Annotated in this window: 23 protein-coding genes; 12 read left to right on the top strand and 11 right to left on the bottom strand. The window is 71.4% G+C overall.

Going from position 1 to position 21,120, the window contains the following annotated elements:
- Window positions 1–20: 20 nt before the first annotated feature.
- The gene (locus ACFWWR_RS42685; RefSeq protein ID WP_383875973.1) at window positions 21–299 is read right to left on the bottom strand and encodes a GlsB/YeaQ/YmgE family stress response membrane protein; all 279 of its coding nucleotides are present in this window, start codon (window positions 297–299) and stop codon (window positions 21–23) included.
- Between the two features lie 245 nt (window positions 300–544).
- Between ACFWWR_RS42685 and ACFWWR_RS42690 the strand changes: the two genes are divergently transcribed.
- Together ACFWWR_RS42690 and ACFWWR_RS42695 are read left to right on the top strand one after the other, a co-directional pair.
- The gene (locus ACFWWR_RS42690) at window positions 545–943 is read left to right on the top strand and encodes a DUF3099 domain-containing protein (RefSeq protein WP_384309567.1); all 399 of its coding nucleotides are present in this window, start codon (window positions 545–547) and stop codon (window positions 941–943) included.
- Window positions 944–1,185: 242 nt separating this feature from the next.
- Window positions 1,186–1,404 (top strand): hypothetical protein, encoded by a 219-nt coding sequence (locus ACFWWR_RS42695; protein WP_383875969.1) that lies wholly within the window; start codon window positions 1,186–1,188, stop codon window positions 1,402–1,404.
- Window positions 1,405–1,438: 34 nt separating this feature from the next.
- Here the strand turns inward: ACFWWR_RS42695 and moaA are convergent, their stop codons facing one another.
- The 3 genes from moaA to ACFWWR_RS42710 form a co-directional block, all read right to left on the bottom strand.
- Complete coding sequence (moaA, locus tag ACFWWR_RS42700) at window positions 1,439–2,428, bottom strand: GTP 3',8-cyclase MoaA (RefSeq protein WP_383875967.1); 990 nt, start codon at window positions 2,426–2,428, stop codon at window positions 1,439–1,441.
- A gap of 167 nt (window positions 2,429–2,595) precedes the next feature.
- Window positions 2,596–4,215: a cation acetate symporter gene (locus ACFWWR_RS42705; protein WP_383875965.1), complete on the bottom strand. Its 1,620-nt coding sequence runs from the start codon at window positions 4,213–4,215 to the stop codon at window positions 2,596–2,598.
- A complete protein-coding gene (locus ACFWWR_RS42710) occupies window positions 4,212–4,568 on the bottom strand; it encodes a DUF485 domain-containing protein (protein ID WP_383875963.1) in 357 nt (118 codons plus the stop codon). The genes ACFWWR_RS42705 and ACFWWR_RS42710 overlap by 4 nt, the downstream gene beginning before the upstream one ends.
- A 254-nt stretch (window positions 4,569–4,822) precedes the next feature.
- Here ACFWWR_RS42710 and ACFWWR_RS42715 point away from each other — a divergent pair, with 254 nt between their 5' ends.
- The 4 genes from ACFWWR_RS42715 (at window position 4,823) to ACFWWR_RS42730 (ending at window position 10,569) form a co-directional block, all read left to right on the top strand.
- A complete protein-coding gene (locus ACFWWR_RS42715; protein WP_383875961.1) occupies window positions 4,823–6,355 on the top strand; it encodes a S8 family serine peptidase in 1,533 nt (510 codons plus the stop codon).
- Between the two features lie 88 nt (window positions 6,356–6,443).
- On the top strand, window positions 6,444–8,012 hold the full coding sequence (locus ACFWWR_RS42720; RefSeq protein WP_384309570.1) for a S8 family serine peptidase: 1,569 nt from the start codon (window positions 6,444–6,446) through the stop codon (window positions 8,010–8,012).
- Between the two features lie 77 nt (window positions 8,013–8,089).
- Window positions 8,090–9,460, top strand: a complete 1,371-nt coding sequence (locus ACFWWR_RS42725; protein ID WP_384309573.1) for a CoA transferase — start codon at window positions 8,090–8,092, stop codon at window positions 9,458–9,460.
- 101 nt (window positions 9,461–9,561) lie between these two features.
- Window positions 9,562–10,569: a CopD family protein gene (locus tag ACFWWR_RS42730; RefSeq protein WP_384309575.1), complete on the top strand. Its 1,008-nt coding sequence runs from the start codon at window positions 9,562–9,564 to the stop codon at window positions 10,567–10,569.
- A gap of 155 nt (window positions 10,570–10,724) precedes the next feature.
- Here the strand turns inward: ACFWWR_RS42730 and ACFWWR_RS42735 are convergent, their stop codons facing one another.
- Together ACFWWR_RS42735 and ACFWWR_RS42740 are read right to left on the bottom strand one after the other, a co-directional pair.
- Complete coding sequence (locus ACFWWR_RS42735; protein ID WP_384309578.1) at window positions 10,725–11,498, bottom strand: lysoplasmalogenase; 774 nt, start codon at window positions 11,496–11,498, stop codon at window positions 10,725–10,727.
- Window positions 11,495–12,367, bottom strand: coding sequence for a sterol desaturase family protein (locus ACFWWR_RS42740; protein WP_383875953.1), 873 nt, complete (start codon window positions 12,365–12,367; stop codon window positions 11,495–11,497). The genes ACFWWR_RS42735 and ACFWWR_RS42740 overlap by 4 nt, the downstream gene beginning before the upstream one ends.
- Before the next feature lie 513 nt (window positions 12,368–12,880).
- Between ACFWWR_RS42740 and ACFWWR_RS42745 the strand changes: the two genes are divergently transcribed.
- From ACFWWR_RS42745 to ACFWWR_RS42765, 5 genes are all read left to right on the top strand, one after another.
- Complete coding sequence (locus tag ACFWWR_RS42745) at window positions 12,881–13,864, top strand: DEDDh family exonuclease (protein WP_384309581.1); 984 nt, start codon at window positions 12,881–12,883, stop codon at window positions 13,862–13,864.
- Between the two features lie 143 nt (window positions 13,865–14,007).
- Window positions 14,008–14,241: a hypothetical protein gene (locus ACFWWR_RS42750; RefSeq protein ID WP_383875950.1), complete on the top strand. Its 234-nt coding sequence runs from the start codon at window positions 14,008–14,010 to the stop codon at window positions 14,239–14,241.
- Window positions 14,242–14,322: 81 nt separating this feature from the next.
- Window positions 14,323–15,117, top strand: a complete 795-nt coding sequence (locus tag ACFWWR_RS42755; RefSeq protein ID WP_383875948.1) for an SURF1 family protein — start codon at window positions 14,323–14,325, stop codon at window positions 15,115–15,117.
- A 268-nt stretch (window positions 15,118–15,385) separates the two neighbouring features.
- Window positions 15,386–17,170 (top strand): glycoside hydrolase family 15 protein, encoded by a 1,785-nt coding sequence (locus ACFWWR_RS42760; protein WP_383875946.1) that lies wholly within the window; start codon window positions 15,386–15,388, stop codon window positions 17,168–17,170.
- A gap of 5 nt (window positions 17,171–17,175) precedes the next feature.
- On the top strand, window positions 17,176–17,931 hold the full coding sequence (locus ACFWWR_RS42765; RefSeq protein ID WP_383875944.1) for an SDR family oxidoreductase: 756 nt from the start codon (window positions 17,176–17,178) through the stop codon (window positions 17,929–17,931).
- 54 nt (window positions 17,932–17,985) lie between these two features.
- On the opposite strand, the gene amaP is transcribed toward ACFWWR_RS42765, so the two are convergent.
- Genes amaP through ACFWWR_RS42790 form a run of 5 tightly spaced genes read right to left on the bottom strand, consistent with a single transcriptional unit; the run spans window position 17,986 to window position 20,325 of the window.
- Window positions 17,986–18,564, bottom strand: a complete 579-nt coding sequence (gene amaP, locus ACFWWR_RS42770; RefSeq protein ID WP_383875942.1) for an alkaline shock response membrane anchor protein AmaP — start codon at window positions 18,562–18,564, stop codon at window positions 17,986–17,988.
- A gap of 5 nt (window positions 18,565–18,569) precedes the next feature.
- Window positions 18,570–19,235, bottom strand: a complete 666-nt coding sequence (locus tag ACFWWR_RS42775; protein WP_384309583.1) for a DUF6286 domain-containing protein — start codon at window positions 19,233–19,235, stop codon at window positions 18,570–18,572.
- Window positions 19,232–19,615, bottom strand: a complete 384-nt coding sequence (locus ACFWWR_RS42780; protein WP_383875938.1) for a hypothetical protein — start codon at window positions 19,613–19,615, stop codon at window positions 19,232–19,234. The genes ACFWWR_RS42775 and ACFWWR_RS42780 overlap by 4 nt, the downstream gene beginning before the upstream one ends.
- Entirely contained in the window at window positions 19,612–19,806 is a 195-nt protein-coding gene (locus tag ACFWWR_RS42785; protein WP_383875937.1) for a hypothetical protein, read from the bottom strand. Before ACFWWR_RS42785 ends, ACFWWR_RS42780 begins: the two co-directional genes overlap by 4 nt.
- 33 nt (window positions 19,807–19,839) lie before the next feature.
- The gene (locus tag ACFWWR_RS42790) at window positions 19,840–20,325 is read right to left on the bottom strand and encodes an Asp23/Gls24 family envelope stress response protein (RefSeq protein WP_383875935.1); all 486 of its coding nucleotides are present in this window, start codon (window positions 20,323–20,325) and stop codon (window positions 19,840–19,842) included.
- Window positions 20,326–20,412: 87 nt separating this feature from the next.
- Between ACFWWR_RS42790 and ACFWWR_RS42795 the strand changes: the two genes are divergently transcribed.
- Window positions 20,413–21,120: a nucleopolyhedrovirus P10 family protein gene (locus tag ACFWWR_RS42795; RefSeq protein WP_383875933.1), complete on the top strand. Its 708-nt coding sequence runs from the start codon at window positions 20,413–20,415 to the stop codon at window positions 21,118–21,120.

Below are 21,120 nucleotides of genomic sequence, written 5' to 3' on the forward strand. Positions count from 1 at the left end.
CCCCCTTCGCCGTGCCGCCCTCAGGTTCTCTGCTTGTTGCGGCCCAGCGTCGCCATGTACGCCATGTCGCCCAGGGCGACGATGACGACCGCGGCCACGAGCTGGAAGAGGTGCCGCAGCCAGTCGATGCCGGAGGTGGCCTCGACGCCGGCCGCGCGGGCGATCGCGTTGCCGACGATCGCGCCCAGGATGCCGAAGATGGTCGTCAGCCAGAGAGGGCTGTGCTGCTTGCCGGGGATGATCGCCTTAGCGATCAGACCCAGGACGAATCCCACGATGATGGCCCACAACCAGCCCATGGCTGCCTCCTCGTACGGCTCTACGTGAGCATTACGCCCAGTGTCGGGCGGCTCGCCGTACGTCGCATGTCGGGTGCGGCTGTACGTGCCGCGGCCGAGGGCGTTCGTCCACGTTGGAGGTGCCCCGCTCTCGTAGGCGGCGCAGGCCCGGCGTACCGTGGATGGTGTCCGGGTCCCGTTCCCCGACCGGGGGCGCACCGGATACGGGGTGGGGAGAGTCGGATGCGGGCGGATGGTGGAATGTGATGCGGAAGCAGCATGGCGGCGGCAACGTCCAGGTGTTCCGGATCACCGGGGCCCGGACGAGCCTCCAGGAGGACGTGCGCGGACGGCAGCGCCGGTACGTCATCTCGATGACGGTCCGCACGCTCTCGGTGATCCTCGCGGCGACGCTCTGGAACGTCGAACGGCACGTCGCGATCGTCGCCCTGGTACTCGGGGCGGTACTTCCCTATATCGCCGTGGTGGTCGCCAACGCGGGGCGGGAGAACGCGCCGTCGCTCCCGTCGACGTTCGTGGCGGCGCCGACGCGGCCGATGATCACTCCGCCCGGTGCGGAGGAGACCTTCGCGGAACCCGCCCCGGAAGATGTCGTGGCCGATCCGGCGCCGGGCGCGCGGAAGGAACCGCGCGAGCGAGCATGATCATGCGCGGTGTCGGCGGATCATGACGCGGCGCCCGGGGGCGGGTCACAACCGGAAGTCAGGGCGTCGCCAAGCTCAAGAAAAGCTCAGATCAATCATGTTGTTCCAGTGCCGGGCGACGGGTTACCCGTGACATACTTCGTAGGCGCTCCGCATCCCCCGTCGGAGCGACGGACCGACGCCGGGCAGCTCCCCCCGTGGCTGCTCGGCGTCGCCTTTTTTGCATCTGTGAGACGAATCCGGTGAGTGAAGAAACCCCGATCTGTTCCGCCAAGGGCTGTCGAGCCGACGCCGTGTGGGTGCTGGCGTGGAACAACCCGAAGGTCCACACGCCGGAGCGGCGCAAGACGTGGCTCGCGTGCGAGGAGCACCGGGAGCACCTGTCACAGTTCCTCGGGGTGCGGGGGTTCTTGAAGGACGTGGTCCTCCTGTCGGAGTGGGAGTCCTCCGAGGCCTCCTAGCCGGCCGCTCGATCCGCCGGACCCACTGGATCCGCTAGCCGCCGATCGCCGACATCGGCCGGTCCGGCTGGTGGAACGTCGGGTCGTCCAGGCCCGAGCCCGCCTTCTTGCCCCACATGGCCAGGCGCCAGATGCGGGCGATCTCCTCGTCGGGAGCGTCGGAGCGCAGGGCGGCGCGCAGGTCGGTCTCCTCCGTGGCGAACAGGCACGTGCGTATCTGCCCGTCGGCCGTCAGGCGGGTGCGGTCGCAGGCCGCGCAGAACGGGCGAGTGACGGAGGCGATGACGCCGACGCGGTGCGGTCCGCCGTTGACGAGCCAGCGTTCGGCGGGGGCCGAGCCGCGCTCGTCGGAGCCCTCTTCGGTGAGGTCGAAGCGGGTGCGGAGGGACGCCAGGATGTCTCCCGCCGTGATCATGCCGTCGCGCTTCCAGCCGTGCTGGGCGTCGAGGGGCATCTGCTCGATGAAGCGCAGTTCGTAGTCGTGCTCCACCGCCCAGGCCAGCAGGTCCGGGGCCTCGTCCTCGTTCAGTCCCGGCATCAGGACCGAGTTGACCTTGACCGGGGTCAGGCCGGCGTCGCGGGCGGCCTCCAGGCCGGCGATGACGTCCTGGTGGCGGTTGCGGCGGGTGAGGGTCTTGAAGACGTCCGGGCGGAGGGTGTCCAGGCTGACGTTGACCCGGTCCAGGCCGACCGTCTTCAGGGCGGCCGCGGTGCGCTTGAGGCCGATGCCGTTGGTGGTGAGGGACATCTGGGGGCGCGGCTCGAGGGCGGCGACGCGCTCGACGATGCCGACCAGGCCGGGGCGCAGCAGGGGCTCTCCGCCGGTGAAGCGGACTTCCTCGATGCCGAGGGAGGTGACGGCGATGTCGATGAGCCGCACGATCTCGTCGTCGGTGAGCAGATCGGGCTTGGCAAGCCACTGCAGGCCCTCCTCGGGCATGCAGTAGGTGCAGCGCAGGTTGCAGCGGTCGGTCAGCGAGACTCGCAGGTCGGTTGCCACCCGGCCGTAGGTGTCGATGAGCACGTGGGCCCCCTCCCTCGTCGCGGATCAACTGTTTCCGTCTCCTGCGAGCCTACGTGACGGGACCGACATCACCAGAGCCCGATCCCACGAGACGGGGCGCGGCCGCGTCGTAGAGACCTACGACGCGGCCGCTCAGGGGCGTTCTCAGTGGATCCCCGCGGGTTTCGTCAGTGGGCGCCGGTGCCGGTCAGGGACCGTACCTCCAGCTCCGCGAACTTGGCGGTGTCCGGCTCCTCCTTGGAGAGGACCGTGCCGAGCCAGCCCATCACGAAGCCGAACGGGATCGAGATGATGCCGGGGTTCTTCAGCGGGAACCAGGCGAAGTCGACGTCCGGGAACATCGCCTTGGGGTCACCGGAGACGACGGGCGAGAACAGCACCAGGCCGACGGCGACGACGAGACCGCCGTAGATCGACCACAGGGCGCCCTGGGTGGTGAACCGCTTCCAGAACAGGCTGTAGAGGATCGTCGGCAGGTTGGCGGAGGCCGCGACCGCGAAGGCGAGGGCGACGAGACCGGCGACGTTCAGGTCGCGGGCGAGGGCGCCGAGGAGGATGGAGGCGGCGCCGATGCCGATGGTCGCCAGCCGGGCCGCCCTCATCTCCTGCTTCTCGGTGGCCTTGCCCTTCTTGATGACGTTCGCGTAGATGTCGTGCGCGAAGGACGACGACGAGGCGAGGGTGAGGCCGGCGACCACGGCGAGGATGGTCGCGAAGGCCACCGCCGAGATCACGGCGAGCAGGATCGCGCCCCAGGCGGAGTCGACGCCGCCGAGGTGGAGGGCGAGCAGCGGTGCCGCCGTGTTGCCGGACGGGTTGGACGCGATGATCTCGTCCTGCGAGATGAGCGCCGCGGCGCCGAAGCCGAGGGCGATGGTCATCAGGTAGAAGCCGCCGATGATGCCGATGGCCCAGTTCACGGACTTCCGGGCGGCCTTGGCGTTGGGGACCGTGTAGAAGCGGATCAGGATGTGCGGCAGGCCGGCGGTGCCGAGCACCAGGGCGATGCCGAGGGAGATGAAGTCCAGCTTGGTGGTGCCGGTCGCGCCGTACTGGAGGCCGGGCTCCAGGAAGGCGGTGCCCTTGCCGCTGTTCTCGGCGGCCGTGCCGAGCAGGTCGGAGATGTTGAAGTTGAACTTCAGCAGCACCAGGAAGGTGATCAGGATGGTGCCGCTGATGAGCAGCACGGCCTTGACCATCTGGACCCAGGTGGTGCCCTTCATGCCGCCGATGGAGACGTACACGATCATCAGGACGCCGACGAGGGCGACGATGAGGACCTTGCCGGCGTCGGAGGTGATGCCGAGCAGCAGCGAGACGAGGACGCCCGCGCCGGCCATCTGCGCCAGCAGGTAGAAGATCGAGACGACGATCGTGGAGGTGCCGGCCGCCGTACGGACCGGGCGCTGGCGCATGCGGTACGCCAGGACGTCACCCATGGTGTAGCGGCCGGAGTTGCGCAGGGGCTCCGCGACGAGGAGCAGCGCCACCAGCCAGGCGACCAGGAAGCCGATGGAGTACAGGAAGCCGTCGTACCCGAAGAGGGCGATGGCGCCGGCGATGCCGAGGAAGGACGCGGCCGACATGTAGTCGCCGGAGACCGCGAGACCGTTCTGGAAGGCGCTGAACTGGCGTCCGCCCGCGTAGAAGTCGGCGGCGTCCTTGGTCTGGCGGCCCGCCCAGACGGTGATGACGAGGGTCGCGACGACGAACACCGCGAACAGGGAGATGATCAGTGGCCGGTGCTCGCTGGCCTCGCCGGCTGCCAGGGTGATCGCGGGGCTCATGCGCCGCCCTCCATTCGGGACTTGATGGCCTCGGCCTTGGGGTCGAGCTTCGCGGCGGCGTGCCGCGAGTACCACCAGGCGATGAGGAAGGTCGTGAGGAACTGCGCGATGCCGAAGACGAAGGCGACGTTGATGTTGCCGAAGAGCTTGGTGCCCATGAAGTCGCCCGCGTAGTTCGACAACAGGACGTACAGCAGGTACCAGGCGATGAAGCCGACGGTCAGCGGAAAGGCGAAGGAGCGGTAGGAGCGGCGCAGTTCACCGAACTCCGCGCTCTCCGCCACCTCGCTGAACTCCTCGGGTGAGGGGAGCTTGTGTTGCTCTTTCGAGGGGGGCGGTGCGTCGGTGGCCACGGAGTCTCCTCGCGTTGCGGATGCGGTTGTGACGGGGATCGGGGGCGAGTGTCCTCGCGTTCCCTGCACAAGGTCACGGCGGCGCGCTAGCCCCGGTTCAACAACGCGGGCTTCTTTCCGAAGTCACTTCGGGTAAGTCATTGCTGGCCAGCGACTTCGGGAGATAGCTTCGGCCCTGCACTACCCGTCATGTACCTGCCCGAGCACCACCTGTGCCTCGGGCCGGTTTCGTTTCCGGATGATGTGGAGACCCCATGCCTCATCTGCGTTCCAGACGCCGCCTCGCCCTCGCCGTGCCCGTCGTCCTGTCGCTGACGGCCTCGTTGGGCTTTCTGCCCACGGCGGCCGCGACGGCCGCCCCGCAGGCGGAGACCTCCGCTCAGGCGGTGGACGCGCCCAACCTGGCGTACGTCGTCAACACCAAGCTGGACCGCCGCACGATCGAAGCGGTGAAGAAGGCGGTGCCCGCGGCCGGCGGCACCGTCGTGATCACGTACGAGAAGATCGGCGTCATCGTCGCCCACTCGTCGAACCCGGACTTCGGCACGGAGATGCGCCGGGTGCGCGGGGTGCAGTCGGCGGGTGCCACGCGCACCACGCCGCTGACCGCCGCGGGCTCGACCGACGAGGGCTCGGCGCAGTTCCTGTCGAAGGAGCAGGCCGCGAAGGTCGAGAACGCGTCCGCGGCGACGCCCGACAGCGAGCCTCTCGAGGCCGACCAGTGGGACCTCCGGGCGATCGGCGCCGACAAGGCCGCGAAGATCAACCCGGGCAGCCGCAAGGTGACCGTCGCCGTGATCGACACCGGCGTCGACGACACCCACCCGGACCTCGCGCCCAACTTCTCCGCCGGGCAGTCCGCGAACTGCGTCGGCGGTGTCGCGGACACCAGCGAGGGCGCCTGGCGCCCGTACACCGCGGAGGACTACCACGGCACGCACGTGGCGGGTGAGATCGCCGCGGCCCGCAACGGCATCGGTGTCGCCGGTGTCGCCCCGGGCGTCAAGGTGTCCGGCATCAAGGTGAGCGACCCGGACAACGGCCTCTTCTACCCGGAGAGCGTCGTGTGCGCCTTCGTGTTCGCCGCCGACCACGGTGTCGAGATCACGAACAACAGCTACTACGTCGACCCGTGGCTGTACAACTGCATGGACGACCCCGACCAGCGGGCCATCGTCGACGCGGTCAACAGGGCGCAGCTGTACGCCCAGCACAAGGGTCTCCTCAACCTCGCGTCCGCGGGCAACTCCAACCACGACCTGGACTCCGACGCGATCGTCGACGACTCCAGCCCCGACGACTCCACGCCGGTCGAGCGGACCATCGACCCGCACAAGTGCTTCGACGTGCCGACGCAGCTGCCGGGTGTCGTCACGGTCAGCGCGACGGGCGTCCAGAACCTCAAGTCGTACTACTCGACGTACGGCAAGGGCGTCATCGACGTCGCCGCGCCGGGCGGCGACCGGCTCTACCAGATCCCGGACACGCCGTCGAAGAACGGCCGCATCCTGTCCACCATGCCGAACGGCCAGTACGCCTTCCTCCAGGGCACGTCGATGGCCTCCCCGCACGCCGCGGGTGTCGCCGCGCTGCTGAAGTCGACGCACCCGAAGGCGACGTCGGCCCAGCTCCAGGCGCTGCTCAAGGCGCAGGCGGACGCCACCGCCTGCCCGGAGTCGTACGACCAGGACGGCAACGGCACGCAGGACGCGGTGTGCAAGGGCGGCAAGTACGTCAACGGCTTCTACGGACACGGCATCGTCAACGCCCTTCGCGCGGTGAAGTGACCCGTACCGCCGTAACGCCGGGCACCTCGCCCTCCGGACTCCCCGCACGGTCCGTCTTACACCGCGAACGAACTGGAGACACTCACATATGACAGCGCCTCAGCCGCGCTACCGCCGCGCGGTCGCCCTCCCCCTCGGCATGGCCCTGACGACAGCCCTGGCGTTCCTGCCGGGCGCCACGGCGTCCGCAGCCGACGTGCCCGGCACCGTGGCCGGCGTCACCGGCGCGGTGAACGACGTCCTCGCCTCCGCGGCCGCGGACGACGGCACCGCCCTCAGCTACGTGGTCAACGTCCGCCCCGGGCACGGTCCTTCCCAGCAGATCAAGAAGGCCATCGCCGAGGCCGGCGGCACGATCGTGACGTCGTACGACCAGATCGGCGTGATCGTCGTCCACTCGTCGAACGCCGACTTCGCCAAGACCGTCCGCAAGGTGAAGGGCGTCGAGTCGGCCGGCAACACCCGCAACGCCCCGCTGCCCGCCCAGTCGACGACCGACCTGGGCACGCCCCGGGCGCTCAGCGCGACAGAGGTCGCCGCCGCCGAGGCCAAGGCCGCCGCCGGACAGGACCCGCTGGAGTCCCTGCAGTGGGACCTGCCCGCCATCAAGGCGGACAAGGCGCACGAGAAGTCCCTCGGCAGCAGCAAGGTGACCGTCGCCGTGATCGACACCGGCGTCGACGACACTCACCCCGACATCGCGCCGAACTTCGACCGCGCCGCGTCGGTGAACTGCGTGACCGGCAAGCCGGACACCGCGGACGGGGCGTGGCGGCCGAGCGCATCGGAGAGCCCGCACGGCACCCACGTGGCCGGTGAGATCGCGGCCGCCAAGAACGGCGTCGGCATGACGGGCGTCGCACCCGGCGTGAAGGTCGCCGGCATCAAGGTGTCGACCACGGCCGGCTACTTCTACACCGAGGCCGTGGTCTGCGGCTTCATGTGGGCTGCCACGCACGGCGTCGACGTCACCAACAACAGCTATTACACCGACCCCTGGTACTTCAACTGCAAGAACGACCCGGACCAGAAGGCGCTCGTCGACGCGGTCGGCCGGGCCTCGCGGTACGCGGAGAAGAAGGGCTCGGTGAACGTCGCTGCGGCCGGCAACGAGAACTACGACCTCGCGGCCGACGAGATCACCGACCCGGTCTCGCCGAACGACGGCACGCCCTCGGACCGGGTGATCGATCCGTCGAAGTGCCTTGACATTCCGACCCAGTTGCCGGGTGTCGTCACGGTCGCGGCGACCGGCGCCAAGGGCATCAAGTCGTCCTTCTCCAACCACGGTCTGGGAGTCATCGACATCGCCGCGCCAGGCGGCGACTCGACGGCCTACCAGAAGCCGGAGGCACCCGCGACCAGCGGCCTGATCCTGGGCACGCTGCCGGGCGGCAAGTGGGGCTACATGGCCGGTACGTCGATGGCGAGTCCGCACGTCGCGGCGGTCGTCGCCCTGATCAAGTCGACGCACCCGCACGCCTCGCCGGCCCTGGTGAAGACGCTGCTGTACGCCGAGGCCGACGCCATGCCGTGCACGGACCCGTACGACATCAACAGCGACGGCAAGATCGACGCGGTGTGCGAGGGGACGAAGAACTACAACGGCTTCTACGGATGGGGGACCGCGGACGCACTGGACGCGGTGACCAAGTAGGCCGACCGGTCACGTAGCAGGTCAGACAGGTCAACCAGGTCCATACGTTGATTCGGTCAATACTGCATAGTTCAGTCATGATTGACATCGAGTACGCCTGGTCCGCGTTGGGCGGCGATCCCGCCCTTCTCCCGCGCGTGTCGACCGTGGTGCGGGAAGGCGCTCTGCAAGGGCGCCTTCCCGCACGGGAGTTGGCGCGGGCCTGCGTAGGCGCGTGCGCGCTGGCCGCTGCCGAGCTGGGTGCCCGGCGTGCGGGGCTGCCGGAGGTGCCCTGGGTTCGGGTGGACGACGGGGCCGTGGCGACGTCCTTCGTCAGCGAGCGGCATCTCCTGGTCGACGGGCGGGCGCCTGTCACCTTCGCACCGCTGTCCCGGTTCTGGCGGACGGCGGACGGGTGGGTGCGCACGCACGCGAACTACCCGCACCACCGGGCCCGGCTGCTGGACGCGTTGGGGGTGCCGGAGGACGTGACGGCCGTCGGGGCGGCGCTCGCCGAGCGGTCCTCCCTGGAGGTCGAGGAGACCGTGTACGCGGCCGGCGGCCTCGCCGTAGCGTTGCGCACGCCCCAGCAGTGGGCCGCGCACGAGCAGGGTGCCGCAGTGGCCGGACGGCCGCTGATCGAGCGCGAGCGGCTGGACTCCGCACCCGCGCGCGTGCTCACCCCGGCCGGCCCGGCTTCCCCTCCCCTGCTGCCCGCCGCCGGACTGCGCGTCCTGGACCTGACCCGCGTCATCGCGGGCCCGGTCGCCACCCGCACGCTCGCCCTGCTGGGTGCGGACGTGCTGCGCGTGGACGCGCCGCGGTTGCCCGAACTCCCCGACCAGCACGCCGACACGGGCTTCGGGAAGCGGTCGGCGACCCTCGACCTCGGCGCCGACCCGCGCGCCTTCGAGGAACTGCTCGGGGCGGCGGACGTGGTCGTCACCGGGTACCGGCCGGGCGCGCTGGACCGGTTCGGACTGTCGGCTCAGTCGCTGGCCGAGCGGCGGCCCGGGGTGGTCGTGGCCCAGCTGTCGGCGTGGGGCGGATACGGGCCGTGGGGCACGCGGCGTGGGTTCGACAGCCTGGTCCAGGTGGCCACGGGGATCGCCGCGGTCGAGGGCTCGATGGAGGAGCCCGGGGCGCTGCCTGCGCAGGCCCTGGACCACGGGACGGGATACCTGCTGGCGGCGGCCGTGCTGCGGGCGCTGACCGAGCAATCGTACGAGGGCGGAAGTCGGGTCGTACGGCCGGCGCTGGCGCGGACGGCCCGGTGGCTGATGGAGGGGGGCGGGGCGGGCGGCGTCGAAGGCTCACCCCACGAAGGGCCCGGCCCCTGGCTGGCGGAGGCGGACAGCGGGCTCGGGAGGCTGCGGTACGCCCTGTCGCCGGTCTCCTTCGAGGGCGGCCCGGCTGACTGGGCCCGGCCGCCGGGGCCCTGGGGGGCGGACGCGCCGCGCTGGAGCTGAGTCACGGTCGGGCCGCGAACGTACCGATGGGCGACATGCCGTACCTCCCAGCTGTATTCCTGGACTTGCCCTGCTCCAGGACGGCTGGTGAAGATCTCGAGGTGACCTTGACAAGACCCACGCCCGGCGTGTCCGGCGCGAGCGAGCCCGTACGGCGCCGCGGAGCCGGCCGGGCCGTCGCCGTCCTGGTCCTGGTGCTGCTGGGCGCGCTGGTGCCGCTGCTCGGGCCGTCCGCCGCGCTGCACGGCACCGGAGAGGCCGCCGCACCCGGCGTCGGCGCTGTCGCGCTGCTGCGCACCGTGCTGTTCGCGGCCCTGTGCGTGCCGGTGGGCGAGTTGTTCGTGCGCCGGCTGCTCCGTGCCGTGCCCGGCGCTCCGGGAGCCGCACCCCGCAGCTGGGCCCCGTACGCGGCCGCCGCCGGTTTCGTCGCCGCACTGGGGCTCGCGTCGATCGTGGCTACGGGGAACGCGGTGCCGGGCGGCGCCGCCGAGATCGACGTCGGCGGCCTCTACGAGTCTCGGGACGGCAAGCTCGCGCTGGTGGAGGTCAACGGGTTCCTCGCGGCCGGGCTGTGCGCCCTCTCGGCGCGGCCGGTGACGCAGGTGTGGCCGCTGGCGGCGGTGGTCGTGGCGGAGGCCCTGCGCGCGCATCCCCCGACCGAGCAGAGCCCGCTGGCCGGCTCCGGGCTGACGCTGGTGCATCTGACGTGCGCGGCGCTGTGGGCGGGCGGCCTCCTCTACGCGCTGCGGATGCTGCGGCGCTGGGGTCCCTCGGAAGCGGGCGTGGCGTTGCTGGGGCTCTACGCGCGCGTGGCGGCCGTTCTGCTCGCCGCCATCACGGCGACCGGGGTGGGGAGTTCGCTGCGCCGCATGCCTGCGGAGACGATCCTTGAGCAGCTGACGACGACGGCGTACGGGCGCGTCCTGCTGGCCAAGGTGCTCCTCGTGTCCGCCGTCGCCGCGCTCGCCCTGTGGGCGCGGATCCGGCTCGGCCGGGCCGCCGACCCGCTGACCGCCTGCTCGCCCGCGCGCGCGGAGGTCCTCGCGCTGGGCGTGGTGGTCGCGGTGTCGGGACTGCTGACGGCGTTGCCGGTGCCGATCCGCTGGTGAGACTCCTGCGGCCGCGGGCTTGGGTGCGGTGCGCCGGCCATCGCCTTGTGGCCACCGGGGATGCCCTCCAGGCCGAGGGGCGGGTAGAAGACGGGCGAGGCATCGACGCTGCCGTCCAGGACCGGTCGGGCATGGCACCGAGGCCGTGGGCGCGCTCAGGGCGTGGTCGAGCGCACTTCACCGCACGTCGTCACCGGTGCCGGGCGCGCTTCGAGGGCACCGAGGGTGCCGGCGGTGAGGAGGAGCTGTGCGGCGAGGTAAGTGAGCATGATCCACAGGTCGGGTCGCGGCGGCTGGGGCCAGTCGGCGACACCGGTGGCGATCAGGGTGTCGGACAGCAGGAAGAGCGCACCGCCGAGGCCGGCGACGAGGCCGAGCCGGATCGTGGCCGCGTACGCCATCGCCGTGAGCAGGAGGCTGTAGCCGGCGACGGGGACGCGGAGATCTGCGGGCAGGTCCGGCCAGAGCGAGGCCACGGTGGTGAGCAGGGCGGCGGCGTAGACGAGGACGAGAAGACCGCCACGCGCGCGGGCGTCGCCGTACGCCTTGAAGCCGTACGCCCTGCCGTGCGCCTTGTCGTAGACCCTGCCGTAGACCCTGCCGTGCGCCCTGCCGTGCGCCCTGCTGTGCGCCTTGTCGTACGCCTTGAAGAGGACGAGGTAACAGAGGTGGCCGGCCGCGAAGGAGGCCATGCCGGCGAGGAAGGCCGACTCGGCCTCGAACAGCAGGAGGACGTCGCCGCCCCAGCCGAACAAGAGGGCGGCGAGCAGGAGGCGGGGTGCGCCGTGCGATGCGGCATACGCGGCCAGGAGCGGCATCAGGAGCGGCTTGGCGACGGTGTGCCCGGGGCCGAACCCCACGGCGAGGCACACGAGGTCCGCGGTGGCGGCCAGCGCGAAGGCGGCGAGGAGGACTCGGCGAACGGTCACGCGACCACGGTTTCCCCGGCCGCTTCCGGCGCGGGCGTGGGCGCCGGCTGCCACCCCGGCCCCCGGAACACCCGCCCCGCGCGCTCGCGCCAACCGGCCGCCGCCTTCACGTCCTTGATGATGGCGACGTACTCATGAGTGGCCACCTTGATCGGGTTGAACGTGTTGATGTTCTTGGTCAACCCGTAGACGGGCCGCACGGTCTCGGCGACGAACGATCCGAAGAGCCGGTCCCAGACGATGAGGATGCCGCCGAAGTTGCGGTCCAGATAGCCGCCCTGGGAAGCGTGGTGCACCCGGTGGTGCGACGGCGTGTTGAAGACGTACTCGAACCAGCGGGGCATCCTGTCGATCCGCTCGGTGTGGATCCAGAACTGGTAGACGAGGTTCGCGGAGGAGCAGAACGCGAGCGCGGCCGGGTGCACGCCGGCGGCCACGAGGGGGACGTAGAACGGCCAGACCGTGAGCGAGGTCCAGGGCTGGCGCAGTGCGGTGGTGAGGTTGAACCTGCGGCTGGAGTGGTGGACGACGTGGCAGGCCCACAGGATGCGGATGACGTGGTGGCCGCGGTGGGACCAGTAGTAGAAGAAGTCCTGGGCGAGCAGCATCAGGGGGACGGTCCACCACAGCACGGGCACCCGCAGCGGGGTGAGTTCGTACACCGCCGTGTAGATGGCGACGATCGGGATCTTCCAGAGGAGGTCGAAGGCCAGACTCCCGAGTCCCATGCCGACGCTCGTGGCCGCGTCCTTGGCCTCGTAACCGGCCGCGTCCTCGTCGGGGTGGAGGCGGACGCTGATCATCTCGATCAGGGTGAGCAGTACGAAGGCGGGTATGGACCACAGCACGACATCGGGCAGGTTCGGCATGAGGGCACCGTAGAACCGCTGGTCGGCCGCGGCTAGACGTTGTTACCCACAAGTATTACCGACGGTACGCGCTTGCTTCTTGGCGATCTCCGCCAAGGGGCCGACGAGGTCCGCCCCGCTGCCCGAACACGAGCGACTCGCGGCGGCCACGGTCCAGGAGGCCTTCACCGAGGCGGGCGATCTGACGGCCCGCCAGGCCGGTGGTCGCAGTGCCGAGCGGTCGTCCATGGCGTCGGCCACGCCGAGGACGAGGCCCCCCCGTGGAGACGATGCCGTCGCTTGCGCCGAGGGCCACCGCGCGCAGCCGGTTGAGGTGTGAGCCGGGCGCTCCCGCCGTGTGCCTCGTCGGCGTCTCAAAGACCGCAGGACAGCAAACCACCCACCCTTGAAAGGAACTTCGGCACGCGACACCTCCAGGCCCTCTCCGCACGGACGGAGCAAGTTCGAACAGCCGAACCCGACAACACACCTGAGGACGGGGACTGTCAGTCGCGACCCGTATCCTCAGGGACCATGCTCGAAGACCGCATGAGGGCAGCGTCCTCCCCCACCGCCTGGCCGGCCGCGTATCCGAAGGGATACGCGGTCGTTGACGTGGAGACCACCGGCCTGGCCCGGGACGACCGGATAATCTCCGCGGGCGTCTACCGTCTGGACGCGCGCGGAGAGGTCGAGGACCACTGGTACACGCTCGTCAACCCGGAGCGGGACCCGGGCCCGGTGTGGATCCACGGTCTGACGAGCGACGTGCTGGAGGGCGCTCCCCTCTTCCAGGAGATCGCCGAGGAGTTCTCGGCCCGCTTGGACGGCCGGGTGCTCGTCGCGCACAACGCGGTCTTCGACTGGCAGATGATCGCGCGGGAGTACGCGCGCGCGGAGCGCGAGGCGCCGGTGCGGCAGCGGCTGTGCACCATCGCGCTCTCCAAGGAGCTGGCCCTGCCGCTGCCCAACTACAAGCTGGAGGCCCTGGCGGCGCACTTCGGCGTCGTCCAGCAGCGGGCGCACCATGCCCTCGATGACGCGCGGGTCCTCGCCGAGGCGTTCCGGCCGAGTCTCAGGGCCGCGGCGGCGGGCGGCGTACGGCTGCCGCTGCACGAGTGCCGGCCGCTGACCGAGTGGACGGACCGGGCCGTGCCCCGGCAGCAGGCGGGCTACGGCAGCTACCGGCAGACCAGTTGGCGCCCCTCGCGCAAGAGGCCGGCATGCCCCTATCCCAACCCAGGACGCTACGAAGCGGGCAAGAGGCTCAAACAGGGCATGCGGGTCGCCTTCTCCGGGGACACCTCGACCGAGCGCGACCTGCTGGAGGACCGCGCGACCGAGGCCGGGCTGCATGTCGCGACGAGCCTGTCCCGGCTGACCAGCCTGCTCGTCACGAACGACCCGGACTCGGGCACGTCGAAGGTGGTCAAGGCCCGTCAGTTCGGAACGCCGGTGGTGGACGAGGCGGCGTTCGGGCAACTCCTCGGGGATGTCGCACCGGCGTCGGAGGGATGACCGTACGGTCACAGGGCTGACCGTGCGGATCGCGCGTCGGTGACCGCGCCACCCCCGGCAGCGACCGTACGGACGGGTGATTGCCGCGCGACTCGCCCGGCAGCCGCTCGCCCGCGCCGCGCCGAACGCTCACCCTGTGCCCCATGGCGACTTGCGAAGTTTGCGGCAATAACTACGGAATGACCTTCGAGGTGCACGCCCAGGGCTCGGTGCACGTCTTCGACTGCTTCTCCTGTGCGATCCACCGCATGGCCCCGATCTGCGAGCACTGCCGGGTGCAGATCATCGGGCAGGGCGTCGAGGTAGAGGGCCACTGGTTCTGCGGCGCCCACTGCGCCCGCGCGGAGGGCAAGGTGGGCATCGTCGACAAGGTCTGAGGAAGGTCTGAGGACGACCCGGAAGTCCTGCTTCCGGTACCCGCCTCCGTGCGCCCCACGACCCGGTTGTACGGTCGTGGGGTGTACCGCTTCCTGTTGTCCCGGCAGTGGGTGATCCTCACACTGGTCGCCCTCCTCCTCATCCCCACGATGATCAGGCTGGGTATCTGGCAGATGCACCGCTACGAGGAGCGCACCGCCCGGAACCAGCTGGTCTCCGACGCACTCTCCTCCGACCCGGTGCCCGTGGAGCGGCTGACCTCCCCCGGCCACACCGTCACCACCGGCGAGCGATACCACAACGTGACCGCGAAGGGCCGCTTCGACACCGACGACGAGGTCGTCGTCCGCCGCCGCACCAACTCCGACGACGAGGTCGGCTACCACGTCCTGACCCCGTTCGTCCTCACGGACGGCAAGGTGCTGCTCGTCAACCGCGGCTGGATCCCCGCGAACGGCCCCAGCCAGACCGCGTTCCCCAAGATCCCCGCACCGCCGGGCGGCCAGATCACCGTCACCGGACGGCTGATGCCCGACGAGACGACCGCGGCGAGCGGCATCAAGAACCTCAAGGGGCTGCCGGACCGGCAGGTCATGCTGATCAACAGTGCGCAGGAGGCGCGCCGCCTCGACGCCCAGGTGCTCGGCGGCTACATCGCGCAGACGGCTCCCGAGCCGAAGGGCGACACCCCGGAGCTGGTCGGCAGCCCGGGCGACGAGGACGCGGCACTGAACTACGCGTACGCCATCCAGTGGTGGTTGTTCTCGGCCGGCGTGCCGGTCGGCTGGGTGGTCCTGGTCCGGCGGGAACTGCGCGAACGGCGGGCGGCGCAGGCCGAGCAGGCCACGGCGGAGTCGGAACCGGCGCCGGTGTAGCCGTTGCACCGGTGGTGCAGCCGCCTCACCCGTCGGGCAGCCGAGCCGTCCCGGTGCAGCCGACTCACCGATGTGGCCGCCTCACCCGTCGGGCAGCCGCCCTGGTGTGGCCACCTCACCGATGTGGCCGTCCCGTTCGTCGTGCAGCGGCCCGGTGCAACCACCTCACCCGCGCAGCCCGTACGGCCCCTCCCTGTGTGACCGCACCGCTTCACCCACCCGGCCCCGCCCCGGATTGCCACCCCTGGCGCGCGGGAACCCGCACTGCGTGCATCCCCGTATCGAGGACTACGCCCTCATCGGCGACGAACAGACCGCCGCGCTGGTCGGCCTGGACGGCTCCGTCGACTGGCTCTGCCTGCCCCGCTTCGACTCCGCGGCCTGCTTCGCCAAGCTCCTCGGGGACAAGGACAACGGACACTGGCGGATCGCCCCGAAGGGCGCCGACCGGTGCACGAGGCGTGGGTACCGCCCCGACACCCTCGTCCTGGACACCGAGTGGGAGACCGACGAGGGCCGGGTGCGCGTCACCGACCTGATGCCGCAGCGCCACCGCGCCCCGGACCTCGTACGCGTCGTGGAGGGCCTCGGCGGCCGGGTCACCCTGCGCAGCACACTGCGACTGCGCTTCGACTACGGCTCGGTCGTGCCGTGGATGCGCCGGTCCGACGGCCATCGAGTGGCCGTGGCGGGACCGGACTCGGCGTGGCTGCGCAGCGAGCCCCACGTGCACACCTGGGGCGAGGATTTCGGTACGCACTCGGAGTTCACCGTCGAGGAGGGCGAGAAGGTCGCCTTCGTGCTCACCTGGCACCCCTCGCACGAGCCGCGCCCGCCGCTCGTCGACCCGTACGAGGCACTGGAGCACAGCGTCGCCGACTGGCAGGCGTGGGCGGCGCGCTGCCGCTACGACGGGCCGCACCGGGACGCCGTGGTCCGCTCCCTGATCACCCTGAAGGCGCTCACCTACGCGCCGACCGGCGGCATCGTGGCCGCGGCCACCACCTCGCTGCCCGAGGAGCTCGGCGGGGTGCGCAACTGGGACTACCGCTTCTGCTGGCTGCGCGACTCCACCCTCACCCTGGGCGCCCTGCTGTCGTGCGGGTACCAGGAGGAGGCCGAGGCGTGGCGGAACTGGCTGCTGCGGGCGGTCGCAGGTGACCCGGCGGACCTCCAGATCATGTACGGCCTCGCCGGCGAGCGGCGGCTGCCCGAGTTCGAGCTGCCCTGGCTGTCCGGTTTCGCCGGCTCCCGGCCCGTACGGATCGGCAACGAGGCCGTGAAACAGCTTCAGCTGGACGTGTACGGCGAGGTCATGGACACACTGTCGCTGGCCCGGCGGGCGGGTCTGCCCGCCAAGCCGCACATGTGGTCCATGCAGAGCGTCCTGCTGGAGTTCCTCCGCTCGTCGTGGCGGCAGCCCGACGAGGGGCTGTGGGAGGTGCGCGGCGGCCGCCGTGACTTCGTGCACTCGAAGGTGATGGTGTGGGTGGCCGCCGACCGTGCCGTGCGCGCCCTGGAGGACTACCCGAAGCTCCGCGGCGACCTGGACGGCTGGCGCGCACTGCGCGACGAGGTGCACCAAGAGGTGTGCGAGAAGGGCTACGACCCCGACCGGAACACCTTCACGCAGTACTACGGCTCGCGCGAACTCGACGCCGCGCTGCTGCTCATCCCCCGCGTCGGCTTCCTGGCGCCGGACGACCCGCGCGTGGTCGGCACCATCGACGCGGTCCGCGACGAACTGGGGCACGGCGGGCTCGTCCACCGCTACAGCGCCGAGGAGTCGCCCGTCGACGGGCTGCCCGGCGGCGAGGGCACCTTCCTCGCGTGCTCCTTCTGGCTCGCGGACGCGCTGCACATGACGGGCCGTACGAAAGAGGCCCGGGAGCTGTTCGAACGGCTGGTGGGTCTCGCCAACGACGTGGGGTTGCTGGCCGAGGAGTACGACCCGGTGGCCGGCATGCAGCTCGGCAACTTCCCGCAGGCGTTCAGCCACATCGGCCTGGTGAACACCGCACTCGCCCTGTTCGGGAGCGAGCAGGCAGGATAGGGGCCATGGATCTTGGACTGAAGGACCGGGTGTACGTCGTCACCGGGGCCACCCGCGGCCTCGGCAACGCCGCCGCGCGCGAGCTGGTCGCCGACGGCGCGAGGGTGATCGTCACGGGCCGGGACGAGAAGAGCGTCACCGACGCGGCGTCCGCCCTGGGACCGAACGCGGTCGGCGTGGCCGCGGACAACGCCGACCCTCAGGTGGCCGCCCGGCTGATCGCCGCCGCGCGCGAGCACTTCGGCGGCTTCGACGGCATTCTCGTCAGCGTCGGCGGGCCGGCGCCGGGCTTCGTCGCCGACAACACGGACGAGCAGTGGCAGTCGGCGTTCGAGTCGGTGTTCCTCGGCGCGGTACGGCTCGCGCGGGAGGCAGCGGGTGAGCTGGAGGCCGGCGGTGTCATCGGGTTCGTGCTGTCCGGGTCGGTGCACGAACCGATCCCGGGCCTGACGATCTCGAACGGGCTGCGGCCGGGGCTGGCCGGGTTCGCGAAGTCCCTCGCCGACGAGCTGGGACCGCGCGGCATCCGGGTCGTCGGGCTGCTTCCGGCCCGCATCGACACGGACCGCGTGCGCGAGCTGGACGGTCTGTCGGCCGACCCCGAGGCGACTCGGGCGGCGAACGAGTCCCGGATTCCGTTGCGGCGGTACGGGAGGCCGGAGGAGTTCGGACGTACGGCCGCGTTCCTGCTGTCGCCCGCCGCGTCCTATCTGACCGGCGTCATGCTGCCGGTCGACGGGGGAATGCGGCACGGGTTCTGAGCCGTCCGCGGGTCCGGTGGGGGCCGGTCGCCCCCACCCGGCCCTTTCGGACTCTCAACTCACCCTTTCCGCACGGTGCTTGACGCCCTTCATCCGCACCTCCGCCGGAAGCGACGCCAGGCCCGCCGAGTGCCGGGCGTGGGCGAGCGCCTGGTCGGTGAGGTCGTGGAGGGCCGTCGCGGGGTCCACATGCGGTTCCAGTCGGAGTCGTACGCGGGCCTCCGGGGCGCTCGATCGGCCCGTCAGCAGGGCCTTGGCGTCGGCGACGCCGTTCAGTTCGCCGGCCTGGCCCGCCAGTACGCCCTCCAGGGCGCGCCCTCGCAGCAGCGCGCCCTCGCCGTCGCCGGTGTCGACGAGCACCTCGGAGAGGCGGTGCCTGCGCAGGACCGCGGTCAGCCGCCACAGGGCGAGCAGCACGAGGACGGCGAGCACGGCGATGACGGTCGGCCACCACCAGCCGGCGTCCCGCCACCGGGTGCGCTCGGCGTCGCCGAGCAGGACGTCGTGCCGGCCGTCGTGGATCCACCACGAGGGCGCCGGGGCGCCCAGTCCTACGGCGAGTACGGAACCCCCGACGACGATCAGCACGAGGCCGACGACGCCGAGCAGTACGCGGTTGAGGGTCCTGAGCACCGTACTCACCCCTTCCGTCCGGGCCGCACCACATGCACCGACAGCGTGGGCGGCCGGGACAGTCCGAGCCCCCTGACCGCTTCGGTGAGGGTGGCTTCCAAGTCCGCGCGGACATCGTCCTGTTCGCGGAAGTGGGAGACCGCTCGGACGTCGGCGCGTGCGCGGCGCATCCGCACCCGGACCGACTGCACTCCGGCGGCCTCCATGGCCCGGTCGCGCAGGACCATGGCGGCCGCCTCCCGGTGCAGTCCCGCGCGTACGTCGGCGTGGCTGCGCCGCATCGGCAGCACCGCCCGCAGGCCGGGCGTCGCCGCCAGCACGATCAGCCACAGGCCGAGGGCCGCGGCGACGCCCGCGCCGACGAGCACCCAGGTGTCGTCGAGCGGCCGCTCGGCGAGCTGCCGGGCCAGTTCCCGGCGCCAGGCCAGGGCGTCCCGGCCGGCCCGCACGGCGGCGACGTCGTACAGGAAGGCGCCGGCGACGACCAGGAGCAGCAGCGCCACGATGCCGGCCGGCACCCGGCGTGCCGACCAGAACCGCCCGCTGCTCCCGGCCTCGTCCGCGTCGCCGGCCGGCACAGGTGGAGCCTCGTACTCCCCGCCTGTGCCGGCCTCCTTCTCCATGACCGGCAGTCGTTGTGTGGTGCCCTCGGAGCCCTGGGGCTCGCTCATCGCGTCCTCCCCTGTGCCGCGCCGTGCGCCGTCACCGGATGCAGCCGTTCCACCTGGACGGCGACCTCCGGCACCTCCATGCCCACCAACGCGCCTACCCGCTCCACGACATGACGACGCACCCGACGGCAACGCGCTCCGATGTCGCAGGGATAGTCGAGTTCGAGGTGCAAGCGGATCCGGGCGGTCTCATGGCGGACGGCGACGGTGGCGGACGGCGGCGAAGCGTCGTCGGGCAGCTCTCCCAGTGCCTCCCGCGCCGCCTGCGCGGCGACCTTCGACACGACCCGGTCGGCGATCCGGGTCGCCCCGCGCTCGCCGGGCGGGACCACGGCCAGGGGTCCGCGGAGCTCACCGGCCCCGCTGCTCGCGGACGTCACCGCCGCCCGTCACGCCGGTTGTCGCGGGTGCGGAAGAAGTCGCCGAACTCCAGGTCCCCCTCGAGGAACCGGCCGACGACGAAACCGATGGCGCCCAGGGCCGCCACCAGCAGGAAGGCGCCGAACCCGCCGAAGTACCCGGCGAATCCCAGTGCCATGCCGGCGATCATCCCGACCACGGCCATGCTCATGGTGCCTCCGTTCGGTTCCCGGTCCTCGGCGCGTCACTGGAGCCGGGACTCGGGTTCTTCTTCCTCTTCGTCCGGCAGCTTCACGTCGCTCACCGCGATGTTGACCTCGACGACTTCGAGGCCGGTCATCCGCTCCACCGCCGCGATGACGTTCTCCCGCACAGCCTGCGCCACATCGGCGATCGCCACGCCGTACTCGACGACGATCTCCAGGTCGAGCGCGGTCTGTACCTCACCGACCTCGACCTTGACCCCGCGGGTCACGGCCTTGGTTCCACCGGGCACCCGGTCCCGCACGGCTCCGAAGGTACGGCTCAGTCCGCTGCCCATCGCGTGCACACCGACCACGTCCCGGGCGGCCATCCCGGCGATCTTCTCCACGACGCCGTCGGCAATGGTCGTCCGTCCCCGGCCGGCCGGGTCCCCGCCGCCGCGCTTGACGGCCTTGCGGGTCTGCACCGGCGGATCGGCAGCACCCTCGGGGCCCTGCGTGCGGTTCCGCTCCGTCATGTCACTCATCGCCGTACATCCCTTCCGGTCGTCCCTCTTCGACCACGGTAAGCCGGGTTACGCGATCGCGCGCCGGGGATGCGGCAGGCTGGAGTAATGACGGCGGACCAGTTCACACAGGCGGTACGACAGCGACTGCGGCTCGGCAGACTCCTTCCCCTGGGCGGCCCGCGCGACGGCGCGTGGATCTCCGAGGAGGCGACGGAGGCGGTGCTCCTGCGCGCGGCGCGGGATCTGCCCGGCGTACGTCTGGGCCCGTTGCGGATCGGGCTCGCCGACCCGGAGGACGCGCACGAGCCCGCCGTACCGCCGCCGCCGAGCGCTCTGCCGCCCGGTCCGCTGCGCGTGACGGCGGAGTTCGCGGCCACGGTGTCCGAGCCGCTGCCGACGACCGCGGCCCGTGTACGCGCGCTACTGGCGGCCGCGGCGGAGGCACTCGGCCTGGCGGTGGCGGAGGTGGACCTGCGGGTGACGGCCGTGCTGGACGAGGCGGCCGAAGCCCCTCCGGTACGACAGCCCGAGCCGGCGCGCGCTGCCGAGGCCGGCGCCGGTGACGAGGGCCGCGCGGGTGCCGCCGCACTGGCCGTCCCGGGCGTGCTCCACCTGACGGGCCTGCTGGGCCGGCCGGTGCACGTCGAGGAGCGGCAGGACGAGAACACCCTGCCGCGTCGCCATGTGCGGGTCGAACTGGCGGTGCGCGCGGACCACCCGGCCCTGGACGTGGCCCGGGAGGTCCGCGCGAAGGTGGAGCAGGCGCTGGCGGATCATCCGACGGTGGCGGTGCTGGTGACCGCGGTCGGCTGA

This window comes from Streptomyces sp. NPDC058678 (assembly GCF_042714835.1).
Taxonomy (GTDB): domain Bacteria; phylum Actinomycetota; class Actinomycetes; order Streptomycetales; family Streptomycetaceae; genus Streptomyces.